The organism is Negadavirga shengliensis (assembly GCF_042652345.1).
GTDB classification, from domain to species: Bacteria; Bacteroidota; Bacteroidia; order Cytophagales; family Cyclobacteriaceae; genus Negadavirga; species Negadavirga shengliensis.
The window spans coordinates 44115-58304 of record NZ_JBHSJJ010000008.1; the positions used below are offsets into that span (position 1 = coordinate 44115).

The window sequence follows — 14190 nt, forward strand, 5'->3', positions numbered from 1 at the left end:
CAATTTGAAGCCTTAGCCTTAAAATTACTTTGAATCTTCTTGTTGGTGAAAATTCAATAATGCTTTATAAATTTGTAAGGCATGAATTTGTTGAAGCCAGAATCCTTACACAACCATGAAAAGATACCTTATTACGGTCGCCATCACACTACTCCTTTTAAACGCCTGTAGTAAAGAATCCGACAGGTCAGATCAAAATAAAGAGGTTTATTCCCGCTATGGAGAGGCTATTCAAGCTGCAGGAGCAGTCACCGTTGAGGAAATGTATGCGCAGCTGCACCAAAACGGAAGTTTTGAGGGAAAGGTAAGGGGAGAAATCATAGAAGTATGTGTTCAAAAAGGATGCTGGATGACTTTGAAATTACCTGACGGAAAACACATGCGTGTGACTTTTAAAGACTATGGTTTTTTTGTGCCAAAGGATTCCCAGGGCAATGAGGTGATCATATCGGGCAAGGCCGACTACTCATTAACCGATGTGCATACCCTCAGGCATTATGCAGAAGACGCGGGAAAAACACAAGAAGAGATTGACGCTATTGTGGAGGATGAAGAAAGCACTACTTTTGTGGCAGAGGGAGTCATGATAAAAGAGTAAAGTGGATTATTGAAAAACATTAAAGAGGATAGATGCCGCTTGCAATTGACAACATACGCGTAGGCAGGGTTTACCGGCTGACAAACTTTGGAGAAATCCGGTATTTGCAGGTATTGGAGCGCATCGGCTCAGAGAATTTCAGGGTTAAAGATCTGGAAACCCTCGAACTGTACGATTTGGAAGAACTTCTGCGATGGGGATTGGGAAAAGACTATGACCTCGAAGAAGTCCGTTGAGGGCAACAAATGCAAAAAATATGGAGCAAACAAGTCTGACCAGGGCCATGGTCGCCGCCAAATGTCCCAAATGTAGAATAGGGGATATGTTCCCGGTGCCGGTTTATAGTTTTAGAAAACTCACACAAGTACATTTTACCTGTCCCCATTGTGAAGCCAACCTCAATCCAGAACCTGATTTTTATTATGGTGCCATGTATATCAGTTATGCACTTTCCGTGGCGCTTTTCATTACAGTGATGGTGGTTCTGAATACCTTCTTTAATGATCCCGATATTATGGTCTACATAGTTGCGGTAGTCGTTTTGAACATATTATTTTTGCCCTTTATGTTACGGTATTCCAAGGTAATTTACCTCTATATGGTAGGAAATGTAAAATAAGGCACCCCAGTGATTTTTTATATTCTGGTGAATAGCTGTGAACATTGCTTGGATTTGTTTTAAACGCTCTACCCCCGGTTGTCATCAGCAATCCTTAAAAAAGATTTGAACGGAAGACAAAAAAACTACGCAGTAAGTAAAACATACTTTTCCGGAAGTCGTTAGTACTACATTAAGAGTTTTTCTTTTACAGTCGAATGGAGCATATATTGAACTACATCGTAGTGCCGGTAAACAGTGATATTTATATCAAAGATCCGTTGAGTTCGGACTTGGGGAAAAAAATCATCAACCAAAGCCTTGAACTGATTGAAGACCTGGGAATGGAGAGCTTTACTTTCAAAAAGCTTTCTGAAAAAGTGGGGAGTACCGAAGGGGCTATTTACCGTTATTTTGAAAACAAACACAAACTTCTACTTTATCTGACTACCTGGTATTGGGGGTGGCTGGAGCATCACCTGGTATTTTCCATTTCCAATCTGGACGACCCTCATGAAAAAATGAAGGTGATCATTCAGTTATTGGTGGAGGGACCTACTTATAAGGAGAACATATACATTGACATCGAGACTTTAAGAGGTATCGTCACGGAGGAATCCTACAAGGCATTTTTGACAAAAGAAGTTGATGTGGAAAATAGAAACGGATACTTTAAACAGTTCTATAAGCTAAGTGAAAGAATCACACAAATAGTCAGAGAGCTCAATCCCAATTATAAATACCCCAAAACCTTGGTTTCCACTCTTCTGGAATCTACTTTACTGCATGCTTTTTTTATGAAGCATATGCCTATGATGACCGAATCCGGTCTAAAAGGAACTGATAAGCTGAGTTTTTATTACGATTTAGTATTTAAAACAATAAAGGATGAAAACTGAATTGGTTAATACCCCCCTTAAGAGGTTTTTTAACCTTCTTCGCGATGAAAAAAAAGAAATTTATTCGATATATTTTTATGCAGTTCTGAATGGTTTGGTTTCTCTTTCTTTGCCGTTGGGAGTTCAGGCTATCCTGAATTTTATTTTGGGCGGAAGGATGACCACGTCATGGGTACTGCTTGTGGCCATTGTGGCTTTAGGGGTGATTTTTGGGGGATACCTTCAAATCAGCCAATTATATCTCACTGAGAAACTACAGCAGAGGATTTTCAGCAAATCCGCGCTTGAATTTGCTTACAGGGTTCCCCGGATAAAGACAGAAGCCCTTATGGGAAAGTTTGCCCCCGAGTTGGTGAACCGTTTTTTTGACACCATCAATCTGCAAAAGGGTCTGGCCAAGCTCCTTATAGATTTCAGTACGGCCTCCCTACAGGTTTTTTTCGGACTGGTTCTGCTTGCCGTTTACCATCAGTTCTTTATCATTTTCGCGGTAGTCCTGGTAATCATCCTTTATTTGATATTTAGGTTTACCAGCCCAAAAGGAATGGCTACCAGCCTTAAAGAATCATCTGCAAAATACGAAGTCGCTTTTTGGCTGGAGGAAATCGGAAGGACTTTGGGAACTTTCAAGTTATCGGGATTTTCTTCCTTACCTTTTACCCGCGTGGACAAACTGGTAAAACAATATGTGGAATACAGGAACAACCACTTTGGCGTGCTGATTTTCCAGTATAAGGTAATGATTGCTTTTAAAGTACTGATTGTCGGATCGCTATTGATTGCAGGCAGTATACTCCTCATGTCGGATGAGATCAGCTTGGGCCAGTTCGTGGCAGCCGAAATTATCATTGTATTGATCATAGCGTCTGTTGAAAAGCTGATCCTTAGCCTGGAAACGGTGTATGATACCCTGACCGCGACGGAAAAACTGGGTTTGATCATGGATATGGGCCTCGAAAGGTCAGACGGGATCGACAAGTCGCTTAAAATAACAAACAACGGGTTTTCCTATTCATTGAGGAATCTGACCTTTCAGCCTAAAAATATGGATCATCCCGTTGTAAACCATATAAATCTCGATATAGAGGAAGGGGAGAAACTGGTTGTGACCGGAGTCAGTGGTTCCGGCAAAAGTACTTTGCTGCATATGATGGCCGGATTGATCGAGGATTATGAAGGCAAAATCCTGATCAATAAGTTGCCTTTGGAAACCGTTTCCTTAGAGAAACTGAGGTCCATGATAGGGGATAGCCTGTCCCGCCAGTCCATTTTCCACGGTTCGATAAGGGAAAATATTACGGTAGGCAAAGACGACGTGGAAGAGGAAAAAATAAGGGAGATAGTGGAACTTGTCGGGTTAAATGATTACGTGTTCAAGTTAAAAGATGACCTGGATACCGTTTTGATGCCGGAAGGAATGCAGTTGAGCAATGCAAATATCAGCAGGATCATATTGGCCCGTAGTCTTTGCTTTTCTCCGAAACTGTTGTTGCTGGAGGAAGAATTTAACTACTTGGATGGAGAGGAGGCAGAAAAATTGCTGGATTATATATTTAATGGACCCTGGACTCTGGTAGCAACGAGTGTGCAAGACAGGGTGTTGCAAAAAGCGGACAAAATTGTGGAGATGAAAAATGGCTCCGTTGTATTTGAAGGAAGTTATGATGAATACAAGGCATTTCAGAAAGGAAAAAATGAACAATAGCCATGCTTAACATTTCAAAAAATTCCATTAAAGGCCGGGTTAATCCGTTCTCCTTTGACAGTTACAAGATGACGCTTCCGAGCGATCAAAGCAGAAAGCGGGTGAGGATATTGCTGTATATCTTATTGGTGGCCTTTGTGATGCTTTTTTTGCCATGGACCCAAAATTTCCGGTCCAAAGGTATGGTGACCGCACTCAAACCTGAGCACCGTCCCCAAACCATCCATTCGATTATTCCGGGAAGGATTGAAAAGTGGTATGTACAGGAAGGGGATTTTGTAAACAAGGGGGATACCATCCTTTACATTTCAGAGGTCAAGGATGAGTATATGGATCCGGCGCTTCTGGAAAGGACCCGGTTACAGGTGGATGCCAAAATGCTTTCGGTAAAATCCTATGAAGAAAAAGTGAGGGCTCAGGAGAACCAATTGGTAGCATTGACAGAAAACAATAAACTCAGGAGGGAACAGGCTCTAAACAGGTTGGAACAAGCCCGCTTAAGTATATTGTCTGACAGCATCATGTTGGAGGCTGAAAAAGTGAACCTTACTGTGGCGGAGCGACAGTACGAGCGGATGGAAAAGCTCTATGAGGAGGGGCTGAAGTCATTAACGGATCTGGAAACAAGAAAAATCAGATTGCAGGAGACTCAGGCAAGAAAGATCAGCGCGGAGAACAGACTGTTGAGCAGCAGAAATGATCAACTTACCGCGCAGATTGAATTGAATGCGATTGATAATGATTTCCGGGACCGATTGGCCAAAGTAAATGCAGACAGGTACTCTGCGCTTTCAGACCAATATGATGCCGAGGCCACCGTTAACAAGTTGGAAAACCAGCTTTCAAATTATACAGTAAGGTCAGGCATGTATTATGTATTGGCACCCCAAGCCGGTTATATCACCAAGGCCATTCAGGTGGGGATCGGGGAAACGATAAAAGAGGGGGCGGAAATTGTGAGTATTATGCCACAGGACTATTCCCTAGCAGTGGAGATGTATGTTGCTCCTATTGACCTTCCATTGATAAAAGTAGGCAATAAAATCAGGTTTATCTTCGATGGGTGGCCTGCTATTGTCTTTTCCGGTTGGCCCCAACTATCCAACGGTACTTTTGGAGGAAGGGTTTATGCCATCGACAATTTCACAAGTGATAATCACAGATACAGGATATTGGTGGTACCCGATATGGATGAAGAGCCCTGGCCGGACGCACTCCGCTTAGGCTCAGGTGCTGAAGGCATCGCTTTGCTGAACGATGTGCCTATATGGTATGAAATCTGGCGTCAGATGAACGGGTTCCCACCTGATTTTTATACCGTCAAGGAATCAAGAGAAATAAGTAGGAGTAAAAAATGAAAAAACTTTGTTGTTTCATAGTGCTTTTAATTAGAACCGGTCTGGTCGTTGGTCAGGGTACACTTACTTATGATGATTTTCTGGAATGGGTGAGATCCTACCATCCTGTGGCGAGGCAAGCGGATGTTACCTTGGAAATGGGTAGACAGGAGCTTCGTATGGCCAGAGGGGGCTTTGATCCTTTACTGTATGGCACCTTGGATGAAAAAAATTATAATGGCAGGGAATATTATAACAAAAGGGAAGCCGGTGTCTTGGTACCCACCATGGCTGGTGTTGAATTAAAGGGACTGGTGGAGCAAAACAGAGGGGTCTACCTTAATTCGGAAAACAATGTGCCACAGGGTGGTTTGATGGCTTTGGGGGCATCAGTCAATGTGGGGCAGGGGCTGTTTATAGACAGAAGGAGAGCAGCCTTGAGACAGGCGGAGATTTTTGCAGCATCTACCTCTGAGGAACGGCGTCAGCTACTCAATGGCCTTTATCTGGATGCCACGCAGGCTTATTGGAACTGGGCGGGCGCATACGCGGATTTGCTTGTGAGGGAAGAAGGTGTGAGGCTGGCGGAGATCCGTTTTGAAGGGATCAAGTCTAGTTATGAGCAGGGAGACTTACCGGCGATAGATACGGTGGAGGCGTATACACAGGTACTGAACAGGGTGATCCATCTACAGGAAGCCGAAAACAGGTTTTTTGCCAGAACACAGGATTTGAACGTGTATTTATGGGATGAAGACCAAAACCCCATTTTTCTGGAGCAGGGTGTCCTACCGGAAGGACTGGAAAATGAGTATTTCGATCAGGTCGACATAAATGCCTTCAGGAGTGCTATTGTAGAACATCCCGACCTTAGGCTGTTGGACTATGATCTGGAATATTTGAATGTGGACCGGAGATGGAAGGCCGAACAATTGAAACCTGTCGTAAAAATCAACTACAACTTTCTTACCGAGTCGTTTAATGGGCTTGAAAATGCACCTTTTTTTGAGAACAACTATAAATGGGGTATCCAAATCAGTACACCTATTTTTTTAAGAAAGGAACGCGGGGCATTGGGTGTCACCAAGGCGAAGATCAACATGGTCGAATACAAGCGGGACCTGCAATACCAGCAGCTTAGCGCGAGACTTGAGCAGGAATACAACAATCTCCTGGTACTGAACAAGCAGGTCAACACTTTCGAAGACAACATTGCAGGATTGGAACGGTTACTGGAGGGGGAGAAGATAAGGTTTGATATGGGAGAGAGTTCACTTTTTCTTATCAACGCCAGGGAAACCAGCCTGTTTGATGCCATTTTGGTCATGAATTCCATATTTGTACAGAAAAATATCTCTTTTTCCAGGGTAAGGACAGCCGCTGGCTTAGGATTTGATGGGCCTTAGTTAAAACGCAAATATGGTTTTACTCCGCTGGATCACCTCCCCTTTCAGATACGGGCTTGCAGTTTTGAAGCGAAAGATCGGAAAACTGGGGCTGGTCAGAATGGAACTGTTTTTGGCTTTCGGGAACGAAAAGGAGATTTTTATCAAAGGAAGAATCGTAGAAGCCTACCGGCAAAGCAGGCCTTCGGAAAACAAAAACGCATTTCAGAATATCATTGCGGCCATCAGAAGATATGCCGGAAGCAGCATTCCGGATGTGAGGGTGATGTTGGAATATCACCATCTGAGAATAGAAATGGTGAGTGACGAAGAAGGTATTTTTGAAAAACGCTTTGATGATCCCCATCCGGTAACCAATAACAAAGAGAAAGCGCGTTTGAACATCATAAAAGAACCCGGTATACAACCCGAAAACGAGTGGATTGAAATCGATATTCTGAGGTACGCCAGCGACCATGATTTTGGAATTATCTCGGATATCGATGACACGATAGTTGTGTCACATGCGACAAAAGTGGGAAAGAAGTTTTGGCTTTCAGTTTCTAAAAATGCTTATACCAGGAGACCTTTTCCCGGTGTAAGTGAATTCTACCATTTGATTTCGGAGGGGGGGGCCCATCCTGTCTTTTACGTTTCCAGCAGCGATTGGAATCTATATGATTTGATTATGGATTTTCTCAGGTACCGAAATATTCCTTCCGGACCCATCCTGCTTAAAGACCTCCATGTCAACCTGAGAAACATCTGGCAATCCGGAGGAGGTGACCATGGGCACAAATTGGATAAAATATGTCTATTAATGTCTCTCTATAAAGAAATGAAGTTTGTTTTGGTAGGGGATAGTGGCCAGCACGATCCGGAGCTTTACTCAGAGGTGATCCAAAAATTTCGGGGGCGGGTCATCGCTGTTTATATCAGAAGGATAGATAGAGAAGACAAAGAGCGGGAAAAGATCCTCAACCGTTACCAACCTGAAGTTCAGGTAGCCTGGGTCAAAAACACGAAGGAAGCCATTCAGCACGCCACACAATTCTTATTAAGCAAAAAACAATGAAAAATGCCTTGTTTATTATTAATCCCATATCAGGAAACATCGAAAACAAAGACGAATTGGTGGACGAAATCATACAGGATATTTTTGGATACCAGGTGTCTATATGGAAAACTACCGGGAAGGACGATGAGCAAAAAGTCAGGGCCTTACTGGAGGAAACCTGTCCGGATCTTCTCATGATCGGCGGTGGGGATGGTACCATTAAAATGGTTGTGTCCCAGATTTCCAATTTGGAGTGTCCCATATTGCCCGTTCCCTTCGGTTCGGCAAACGGGCTGGCGAAATGTCTGGGCATAAATGATTGGGAGGACAGTTTGAGCGCACTGGGGAAGGGACAGGTGATTAAAATGGACATGCTGGACATCAACGGAGAGCTATGTCTGCATTTATGTGATTTCGGTTTCAACGCGGGCTTGATCAAGAAATTTGAAGAGGGGGATGAAAGGGGAATGATTGCCTATTTCAAAAACTCGCTCTCCCAAATGTTTGAAACGAGACCTAACAGGTATCATTTACAGGTGGATGGAATGTCAATGGATATCTTGTCTAAAATGCTGGTAGTCGCCAATGGACAAATGTACGGAACAGGAGCCAAGATCAATCCCGGTGGGAACATAGATGATGGGGTTTTCGAGATCATATCCCTTAACCCGGAAGGGATTCAGGATTGGTTATCGCTTACCCTGGGTTTTATCACCGAAGATTTTAGTGATTTGGATTTTGTGAAAACCTGGAAAGGGAAAAACGCCCAAATCGAAAATATTGATGGAGCTGCATTTCATATCGATGGTGAGATGAGGGAGGAAAGCCGGTTTATATCCGTCCGTCTGAAAGAAAATAAGCTAAATATGTTCAATAATATCCAACCCGCCTAATCGGAAAATACTAGATTCCTTTAAAGAACCTGATGGTTTGAATCACAGCCATCTTCTCTTTTTGAAATAATATATCAAAACCAGCGTAACACTTACAAAAGTGACCCATGTATAAAGGTAACCATATTGCCATTGCAATTCGGGCATGTTTTCAAAATTCATCCCATATACCCCAGCCAGGAAAGTAAGGGGAATGAATATGGTCGCAATAATGGTAAGTGTTTTCATGACCTCATTTTGCCGGATATTGAGTTGGGCCATATACATTTCCACCAAACTGTTCACCGATTCTTTCTGGAGTTCAAGATTCTCAATGATTTCAATGCAGTGATCGTAAGCATCGTTGATATATATCAGGTTCTTCTTTCGGATAAGATGGTGGTCTGACTTTTTCCATTGTGACAGGAGTTCCCTGATCGGCCAAATGTTTCTCCTGATGAATTCAATATGTTTGCGCTGGGTGTAGACAGCAGAAAGTTGAAAGCTTTTGGATTTGTTGAGCAGTTTGTTTTCGAGGTGTTCCATTTCATCGACTATAATTTCCAGGATATGGAAATAGTGGTCGATAATGGCGTCCAAAAGGGTATATGAAAAATAATCGGTGCCCAATTTTCTCATTTTCCCTTGTGGGTTTTCCAGCCGGGCCCTTATGGGATCGAAAACATCCTCAGGATTTTCCTGAAAAGTAAGTATGAAGTGATTCCCAAACAGCAGGCTGATTTTCTCTGATTTCACCTGGTTGAGTTTTCGGTTAGGTGAATAGATCATCCGTATGGTAATGAAGATAAAATCATCAAAAAATTCTATTTTGGGGCGTTGTGTGGGATGGGTGAGATCTTCGTAAATTAGCGGATGGATGTTGAAAACCTCTTTTATTTCTTCCATAAAGGTCTGGTTATTGATATCCTGGATATTGATCCAGACTTTACTTTCCTCCGAAATATGTGATTTTATCCGGTGGGGATCTGTGACCCAGAACTTTTCAAAATGCTGACCCGAAAACCGGTAGATTTCGCATCCTTCCATGTTTTCTATTTTAGGATGCAGGATGGTTAGGCTTATATCTATTGCAGTATATTTTGTAACTTTTCATGGGTAAGGGGTTTTTCAATGAAGCCTTTTACGAAAGGAAACTGTTTGGATCTTTGTCTATCCTGAAAATCGATCGAGCTGGATAGCATGATGACACGGTCATTCCGGGAATTTTCGAGTTCAACATAATGATCCAAAAAGTCCCACCCGTTCATGACGGGCATGTTAATATCCACCAAAATCAGGATTTTTTTTTCAGCATCCATGTCTTTTAAACAGTCAAGGGCTTTTTCAGCTTCCAAAAATTCAATGGTTTTAGAGGATAGTTTCAGTTTGTTGATTAACCGTTTGTTGATCAGGTTGTTAATGGGATCATCATCAATTAAAACAATCAAATCGAATGGATACATTGACCTATTTAATAATGTCTTGTAATAAATTTTTTGCCCTAAAACGCTAGTGTCAGAAATTTAACATTATAATTTCAGTATTAAAATATATTGATTCAAATTTTAAACGGGTGCCAGTCAGGCTGAATCTTTTCTTATAAGGCAATAATGCAAAAAGGGAAGCACTATGGCTTCCCTTTGTCAGTATACTAGATGGGGATGGATTACATCATGCCACCCATTCCTCCGCCGCCCATAGGAGGTCCGGCAGGAGCGTCTTCTTTGATGTCAGCGACCACGCACTCGGTGGTAAGGAGCAGTGCAGCAATGGATGCCGCATTTTCCAATGCCAACCTTGTTACTTTAGTAGGGTCGATCACACCGGCCTGGAACAGGTCTTCAAATTTGTCTGTCCGTGCGTTGTAACCAAAGTCACCTTCTGATTCACGGATACGGTTGATAACCACAGATCCTTCGCCACCCGAGTTGGCCACGATTGTTCTCAATGGTGATTCAACAGCCTGCTTGATGATATTGATGCCCGTATCTTCATCATCGTTGGCGCCTTTAAGGTTTTCCAGTGCCTTGGCAGCTCTGATGAGCGCCACGCCACCACCTACAACCACGCCTTCCTGAACGGCAGCACGGGTTGCATGCAAGGCATCATCCACCCTGTCTTTCTTTTCTTTCATTTCCACTTCAGTTGCGGCCCCTATGTAAAGGATGGCCACACCTCCGGACAACTTGGCAAGCCTTTCCTGAAGCTTCTCGCGGTCATAGTCAGAAGTGGTTTTTTCAATCTGCGTTTTGATCTCATTGATGCGGCCTTGGATGCCTGATTTTTCACCGGCACCGTTGACGATAGTGGTATTGTCCTTATCAATGTTGATCTTTTCAGCAGAACCAAGGTATTCGAGGGTCACGTTTTCCAGCTTATAACCTCTTTCCTCAGAAATGACGGTACCGCCGGTAAGGATAGCGATGTCTTCCAACATGGCTTTCCTTCTGTCGCCAAAACCCGGAGCTTTTACTGCGGCGACTTTCAAGGCACCCCTGATTTTGTTAACCACCAAAGTAGCCAACGCTTCGCCGTCCACATCTTCGGCAATGATCAGAAGCGGTCTTCCTGATTGGGCGACTGGTTCCAAAATAGGCAGCAATTCTTTCATGGCAGAGATTTTCTTATCGTAGATAAGAATGTATGGGTTCTCCAGTTCTGCCTCCATTTTTTCTGTGTTGGTAGTGAAGTAAGGGGAGAGGTAACCTCTGTCAAACTGCATACCTTCAACCGTCTTCACTTCAGTCTCAGTACCTTTTGCTTCCTCTACGGTAATGACACCGTCTTTGCCTACTTTGTCCATGGCGTCGGCGATCATGTTACCGATTTCTTCGTCGTTGTTCGCGGAGATGGTACCTACCTGAGCGATTTCTTTAGAGGTTGAAATTTCCTTGGAGTTGGCTTTCAGCTCAGCTACCACGGATTGAACGGCCTTGTCTATGCCTCTTTTCAGATCCATTGGGTTTGCTCCCGCAGCTACGTTTTTGATACCAACTGAAAAAATAGACTGGGTTAATACGGTTGCGGTAGTCGTTCCGTCGCCTGCATCATCGGCTGTTTTAGAGGCCACTTCTTTGACAAGCTGGGCACCCATGTTTTCAATGCCGTCTTCCAGTTCGATTTCTTTAGCGACAGTCACACCGTCTTTGGTAATGGTAGGAGCCCCGAATTTTTTGTCAAGGATCACATTTCTTCCTTTTGGACCCAATGTTACTTTTACTGCATCGGCAAGAGCGTCCACACCTTTTTTAAGCCTGTCTCTTGCGTTTGTATTGAAAAATAATTCCTTAGCCATTTTTCTTTCTTTTAAATTTTGATTTGAAACTTTTTAATTTGATTAAAGGAAAATTAAAGGATAGCAAAGATATCTGCTTCCCTCATGATCAAATAATCTACACCGTCCACAGACAGCTCAGTACCTGAGTATTTGCCGTAAAGAACAGTGTCTCCGACTTTTACAGTCATTGGTTCGTCTTTTTTACCGTTTCCAACAGCTACTACAGTGCCTTTCTGAGGCTTCTCTTTCGCAGTGTCTGGAATGTAAAGACCTGAAGCTGTTTTTTCTTCGGCGGCAGCGGGTTCAACCAAAACCCTGTCTGCTAAAGGTTGGATGTTTACTTTTGACATGTGTTTAGTTATTTTTTATGGTTAATTTTCAACAATACGTTTTGCCTATTTGCACTTTCTGTGCCAATTCCCCGAGGTTGGGAATTTGTGACATAAAGTCTTAAACACGGCAACTTTTATGACAGGTTTCCCTTGGTGACAAAAATGCAGTCTGACAATTTTGCTGAATGGTATTGCACCTGATGTCACTTTTTCGTAATTTTTTATGCAGAATACCAAAGATGTGGTGATATGAACAGGTTATCTGAAAACTGGATTTCTGAAGGATGGATCGATTTTGAATATAAGAAATATATTCTTTTGGCCTACCTCAAAAGCGTGGATGAAAAATTCAGGGAGGTGAAACTGTACCCAGCGATGTCAGAGCTGATCAAACATTATGAAAAGCTGTGTCATATTGACAAAAACAGACACCAAATGAAGCTGGCTTTTCCCAAAGAACTGAAAGGCGTGGATTTTGAAAACCTGAAAATAAAATATGCCAGGCTCATGCAGGAAGATGATGTGATGAAAGAGCTCGGGGAAATTGTCGATTTTGCCCGTCCTAAAATCAAAGAACAAATAGAGGAAGGAAAAAGTATTTATGAATTCATCGAGAGCCATCTGGAAATAGAGCCCATCGGACTGACCCCCCTCTACCAGAAAGAAGGGTATGCCTTATTGTCATACGACAGTTCAAAGGATATTTACGTGTACCGGTATACGATCACACTTTTTCAAAATAGCCTGGACAAGTTCCGGGGAATTGCTTTGCAGTTTGTGGGAAAGGTCAGAAGAAGTCTGGTAAATACCTATGACAGGATCAAAATGGATTTGGTGAAAAAATTCGGAGACCTTCCCAATCCTTCTGCCTGGAGGATACATTCCCTGCAGGAGGTGCCTCTGGAAGAAAGCTTGCTGCCTGTAAGCAAAAGACTGCTTTTGAAACATGTCGAGGCCTAATAAAAAAGGGAGACCCCCATTGCCTCCCTTTTCAGTCTTTCAGGTTAGTCCTCTTTCTTTAATAATGATTTTTCGTTCGATAGTAAAATAGGGGTGGGTTTGGCAGTTACTTTCTTTATTTCTGCTTCTGCTTCCAGTTTCTCCCTGTTTTTAATCACTTCTTCACCAGGTTTGCCAAACAGGATCCGGTAGCCTTCATTGAAGTTTTTGGCTTTGCGCAGGTCTTTAAATATATCCACCCATTCATGGAATACAAGGTATACCGGATTGTAAGAGGTGACAGGTTTGGTAATCCCATAAGTAGGTCTTTCCCTTTCAGGCATAAACGTGCCGAATATCCTGTCCCAAATGATAAAAGTAGAGCCGTAATTTTTATCTAAATAATGTTCATCACTGGCATGGTGAACCCTATGATGTGATGGGGTGGTGAAGAAAAACTCGATAGGGGCAGGCAGTTTCTTGATGTATTCTGTGTGGATCCAAAACTGATAGAGTACGGCGATTTGATGTCCTATAAAGAACACGAAAGGATCAAACCCCATGAGCATGACAGGTACAAAGAAAATGATTTTGATATGTTGTGTCCAGCCCAGCCTAAATGAAACCGAGAAATTATATTTTTTTGAATTATGGTGGGTAATATGGGTGGCCCACCAGAATCTTTGTTCATGAGATATGCGGTGCGCCCAGTACCTTGCAAAATCTATCGCAAAAAAACAAAGGACAAATGACCAGGCAGAAGCGGGAATTTTCCAGGGGACTATGTTCCAGCAAAACAGGGCAATACCGAAAGTAAAAACTTTAATCATGGCACTCAGACCTACATTGACCAACCCAATGGCGGCGGCGGCCAGAAAATCTTTCCCGTCGTAAGTGTCCCTGTTTTTATAAACGCTTAGACCCCATTCGGCAAATACCAGGATGAACATTACCGGGGCAGCCCAAAGGATGATGTTGGGCCACTCGTTGACTCCAAGATCTTCCATTGTCAAATGATTTTCGAACATAAATCTTCTGTTTGGTGATAGTTTTGATTGTGGTTAAAATGTTAAATTAACGATATTCGGCCACTTGACCAATGTTTTGTGATTAAATGTTATAATAACCCGGAGAAATAAAGAGACCCACCCAAAATTGGGCAGGCCTATCAGTTTTTTTGGAAAATCTCAA

General features: G+C 42.7%; 15 protein-coding genes. 10 read left to right on the plus strand and 5 right to left on the minus strand.

Features of this window, described 5'->3' with window-relative positions:
* Window positions 1-115 precede the first annotated feature (115 nt).
* From ACFPFU_RS14680 to ACFPFU_RS14720, 9 genes are all read left to right on the plus strand, one after another.
* Window positions 116-598 carry a DUF4920 domain-containing protein gene (locus ACFPFU_RS14680; RefSeq protein WP_377065527.1) on the plus strand — a complete coding sequence of 161 codons (483 nt, stop codon included), beginning with the start codon at window positions 116-118 and terminating at the stop codon, window positions 596-598.
* A 32-nt stretch (window positions 599-630) separates the two neighbouring features.
* On the plus strand, window positions 631-834 hold the full coding sequence (locus ACFPFU_RS14685; protein ID WP_377065528.1) for a hypothetical protein: 204 nt from the start codon (window positions 631-633) through the stop codon (window positions 832-834).
* A 20-nt stretch (window positions 835-854) separates the two neighbouring features.
* Window positions 855-1217, plus strand: coding sequence for a DUF983 domain-containing protein (locus ACFPFU_RS14690; protein ID WP_377065529.1), 363 nt, complete (start codon window positions 855-857; stop codon window positions 1215-1217).
* 197 nt (window positions 1218-1414) lie between these two features.
* Window positions 1415-2095, plus strand: a complete 681-nt coding sequence (locus ACFPFU_RS14695) for a TetR/AcrR family transcriptional regulator (RefSeq protein WP_377065530.1) — start codon at window positions 1415-1417, stop codon at window positions 2093-2095.
* Complete coding sequence (locus ACFPFU_RS14700; protein ID WP_377065531.1) at window positions 2085-3800, plus strand: peptidase domain-containing ABC transporter; 1716 nt, start codon at window positions 2085-2087, stop codon at window positions 3798-3800. Before ACFPFU_RS14695 ends, ACFPFU_RS14700 begins: the two co-directional genes overlap by 11 nt.
* 2 nt (window positions 3801-3802) lie before the next feature.
* On the plus strand, window positions 3803-5158 hold the full coding sequence (locus tag ACFPFU_RS14705) for an HlyD family secretion protein (protein ID WP_377065532.1): 1356 nt from the start codon (window positions 3803-3805) through the stop codon (window positions 5156-5158).
* 20 nt (window positions 5159-5178) lie between these two features.
* Window positions 5179-6543 (plus strand): TolC family protein, encoded by a 1365-nt coding sequence (locus ACFPFU_RS14710; protein WP_377065533.1) that lies wholly within the window; start codon window positions 5179-5181, stop codon window positions 6541-6543.
* A gap of 13 nt (window positions 6544-6556) precedes the next feature.
* The gene (locus ACFPFU_RS14715; protein WP_377065534.1) at window positions 6557-7597 is read left to right on the plus strand and encodes a phosphatase domain-containing protein; all 1041 of its coding nucleotides are present in this window, start codon (window positions 6557-6559) and stop codon (window positions 7595-7597) included.
* Entirely contained in the window at window positions 7594-8472 is an 879-nt protein-coding gene (locus tag ACFPFU_RS14720) for a diacylglycerol/lipid kinase family protein (protein WP_377065535.1), read from the plus strand. Before ACFPFU_RS14715 ends, ACFPFU_RS14720 begins: the two co-directional genes overlap by 4 nt.
* Before the next feature lie 42 nt (window positions 8473-8514).
* Here the strand turns inward: ACFPFU_RS14720 and corA are convergent, their stop codons facing one another.
* From corA to ACFPFU_RS14740, 4 genes are all read right to left on the minus strand, one after another.
* Entirely contained in the window at window positions 8515-9498 is a 984-nt protein-coding gene (gene corA, locus ACFPFU_RS14725) for a magnesium/cobalt transporter CorA (protein ID WP_377065536.1), read from the minus strand.
* Between the two features lie 38 nt (window positions 9499-9536).
* The gene (locus ACFPFU_RS14730) at window positions 9537-9914 is read right to left on the minus strand and encodes a response regulator (protein ID WP_377065537.1); all 378 of its coding nucleotides are present in this window, start codon (window positions 9912-9914) and stop codon (window positions 9537-9539) included.
* 203 nt (window positions 9915-10117) lie between these two features.
* The gene (gene groL, locus ACFPFU_RS14735; protein WP_377065538.1) at window positions 10118-11746 is read right to left on the minus strand and encodes a chaperonin GroEL; all 1629 of its coding nucleotides are present in this window, start codon (window positions 11744-11746) and stop codon (window positions 10118-10120) included.
* Window positions 11747-11799: 53 nt separating this feature from the next.
* Window positions 11800-12078, minus strand: a complete 279-nt coding sequence (locus ACFPFU_RS14740; RefSeq protein WP_377065539.1) for a co-chaperone GroES — start codon at window positions 12076-12078, stop codon at window positions 11800-11802.
* Between the two features lie 231 nt (window positions 12079-12309).
* Between ACFPFU_RS14740 and ACFPFU_RS14745 the strand changes: the two genes are divergently transcribed.
* Window positions 12310-13020, plus strand: coding sequence for a hypothetical protein (locus ACFPFU_RS14745; RefSeq protein ID WP_377065540.1), 711 nt, complete (start codon window positions 12310-12312; stop codon window positions 13018-13020).
* 44 nt (window positions 13021-13064) lie between these two features.
* On the opposite strand, the gene ACFPFU_RS14750 is transcribed toward ACFPFU_RS14745, so the two are convergent.
* On the minus strand, window positions 13065-14027 hold the full coding sequence (locus tag ACFPFU_RS14750; RefSeq protein ID WP_377065541.1) for a sterol desaturase family protein: 963 nt from the start codon (window positions 14025-14027) through the stop codon (window positions 13065-13067).
* Window positions 14028-14190 lie beyond the last annotated feature (163 nt).

What these genes read in the sequence shown, in the direction of transcription:
- ACFPFU_RS14680 (WP_377065527.1), top strand. Translation starts at nt 116, where the DNA reads ATGAAAAGATACCTTATTACGGTCGCCATCACACTACTCCTTTTAAAC.
- ACFPFU_RS14685 (WP_377065528.1), top strand. Translation starts at nt 631, where the DNA reads ATGCCGCTTGCAATTGACAACATACGCGTAGGCAGGGTTTACCGGCTG.
- ACFPFU_RS14690 (WP_377065529.1), top strand. Translation starts at nt 855, where the DNA reads ATGGAGCAAACAAGTCTGACCAGGGCCATGGTCGCCGCCAAATGTCCC.
- ACFPFU_RS14695 (WP_377065530.1), top strand. Translation starts at nt 1,415, where the DNA reads ATGGAGCATATATTGAACTACATCGTAGTGCCGGTAAACAGTGATATT.
- ACFPFU_RS14700 (WP_377065531.1), top strand. Translation starts at nt 2,085, where the DNA reads ATGAAAACTGAATTGGTTAATACCCCCCTTAAGAGGTTTTTTAACCTT.
- ACFPFU_RS14705 (WP_377065532.1), top strand. Translation starts at nt 3,803, where the DNA reads ATGCTTAACATTTCAAAAAATTCCATTAAAGGCCGGGTTAATCCGTTC.
- ACFPFU_RS14715 (WP_377065534.1), top strand. Translation starts at nt 6,557, where the DNA reads ATGGTTTTACTCCGCTGGATCACCTCCCCTTTCAGATACGGGCTTGCA.
- ACFPFU_RS14720 (WP_377065535.1), top strand. Translation starts at nt 7,594, where the DNA reads ATGAAAAATGCCTTGTTTATTATTAATCCCATATCAGGAAACATCGAA.
- corA (WP_377065536.1), bottom strand. Translation starts at nt 9,498, where the DNA reads ATGGAAGGATGCGAAATCTACCGGTTTTCGGGTCAGCATTTTGAAAAG.
- ACFPFU_RS14730 (WP_377065537.1), bottom strand. Translation starts at nt 9,914, where the DNA reads ATGTATCCATTCGATTTGATTGTTTTAATTGATGATGATCCCATTAAC.
- groL (WP_377065538.1), bottom strand. Translation starts at nt 11,746, where the DNA reads ATGGCTAAGGAATTATTTTTCAATACAAACGCAAGAGACAGGCTTAAA.
- ACFPFU_RS14740 (WP_377065539.1), bottom strand. Translation starts at nt 12,078, where the DNA reads ATGTCAAAAGTAAACATCCAACCTTTAGCAGACAGGGTTTTGGTTGAA.
- ACFPFU_RS14745 (WP_377065540.1), top strand. Translation starts at nt 12,310, where the DNA reads ATGAACAGGTTATCTGAAAACTGGATTTCTGAAGGATGGATCGATTTT.
- ACFPFU_RS14750 (WP_377065541.1), bottom strand. Translation starts at nt 14,027, where the DNA reads ATGTTCGAAAATCATTTGACAATGGAAGATCTTGGAGTCAACGAGTGG.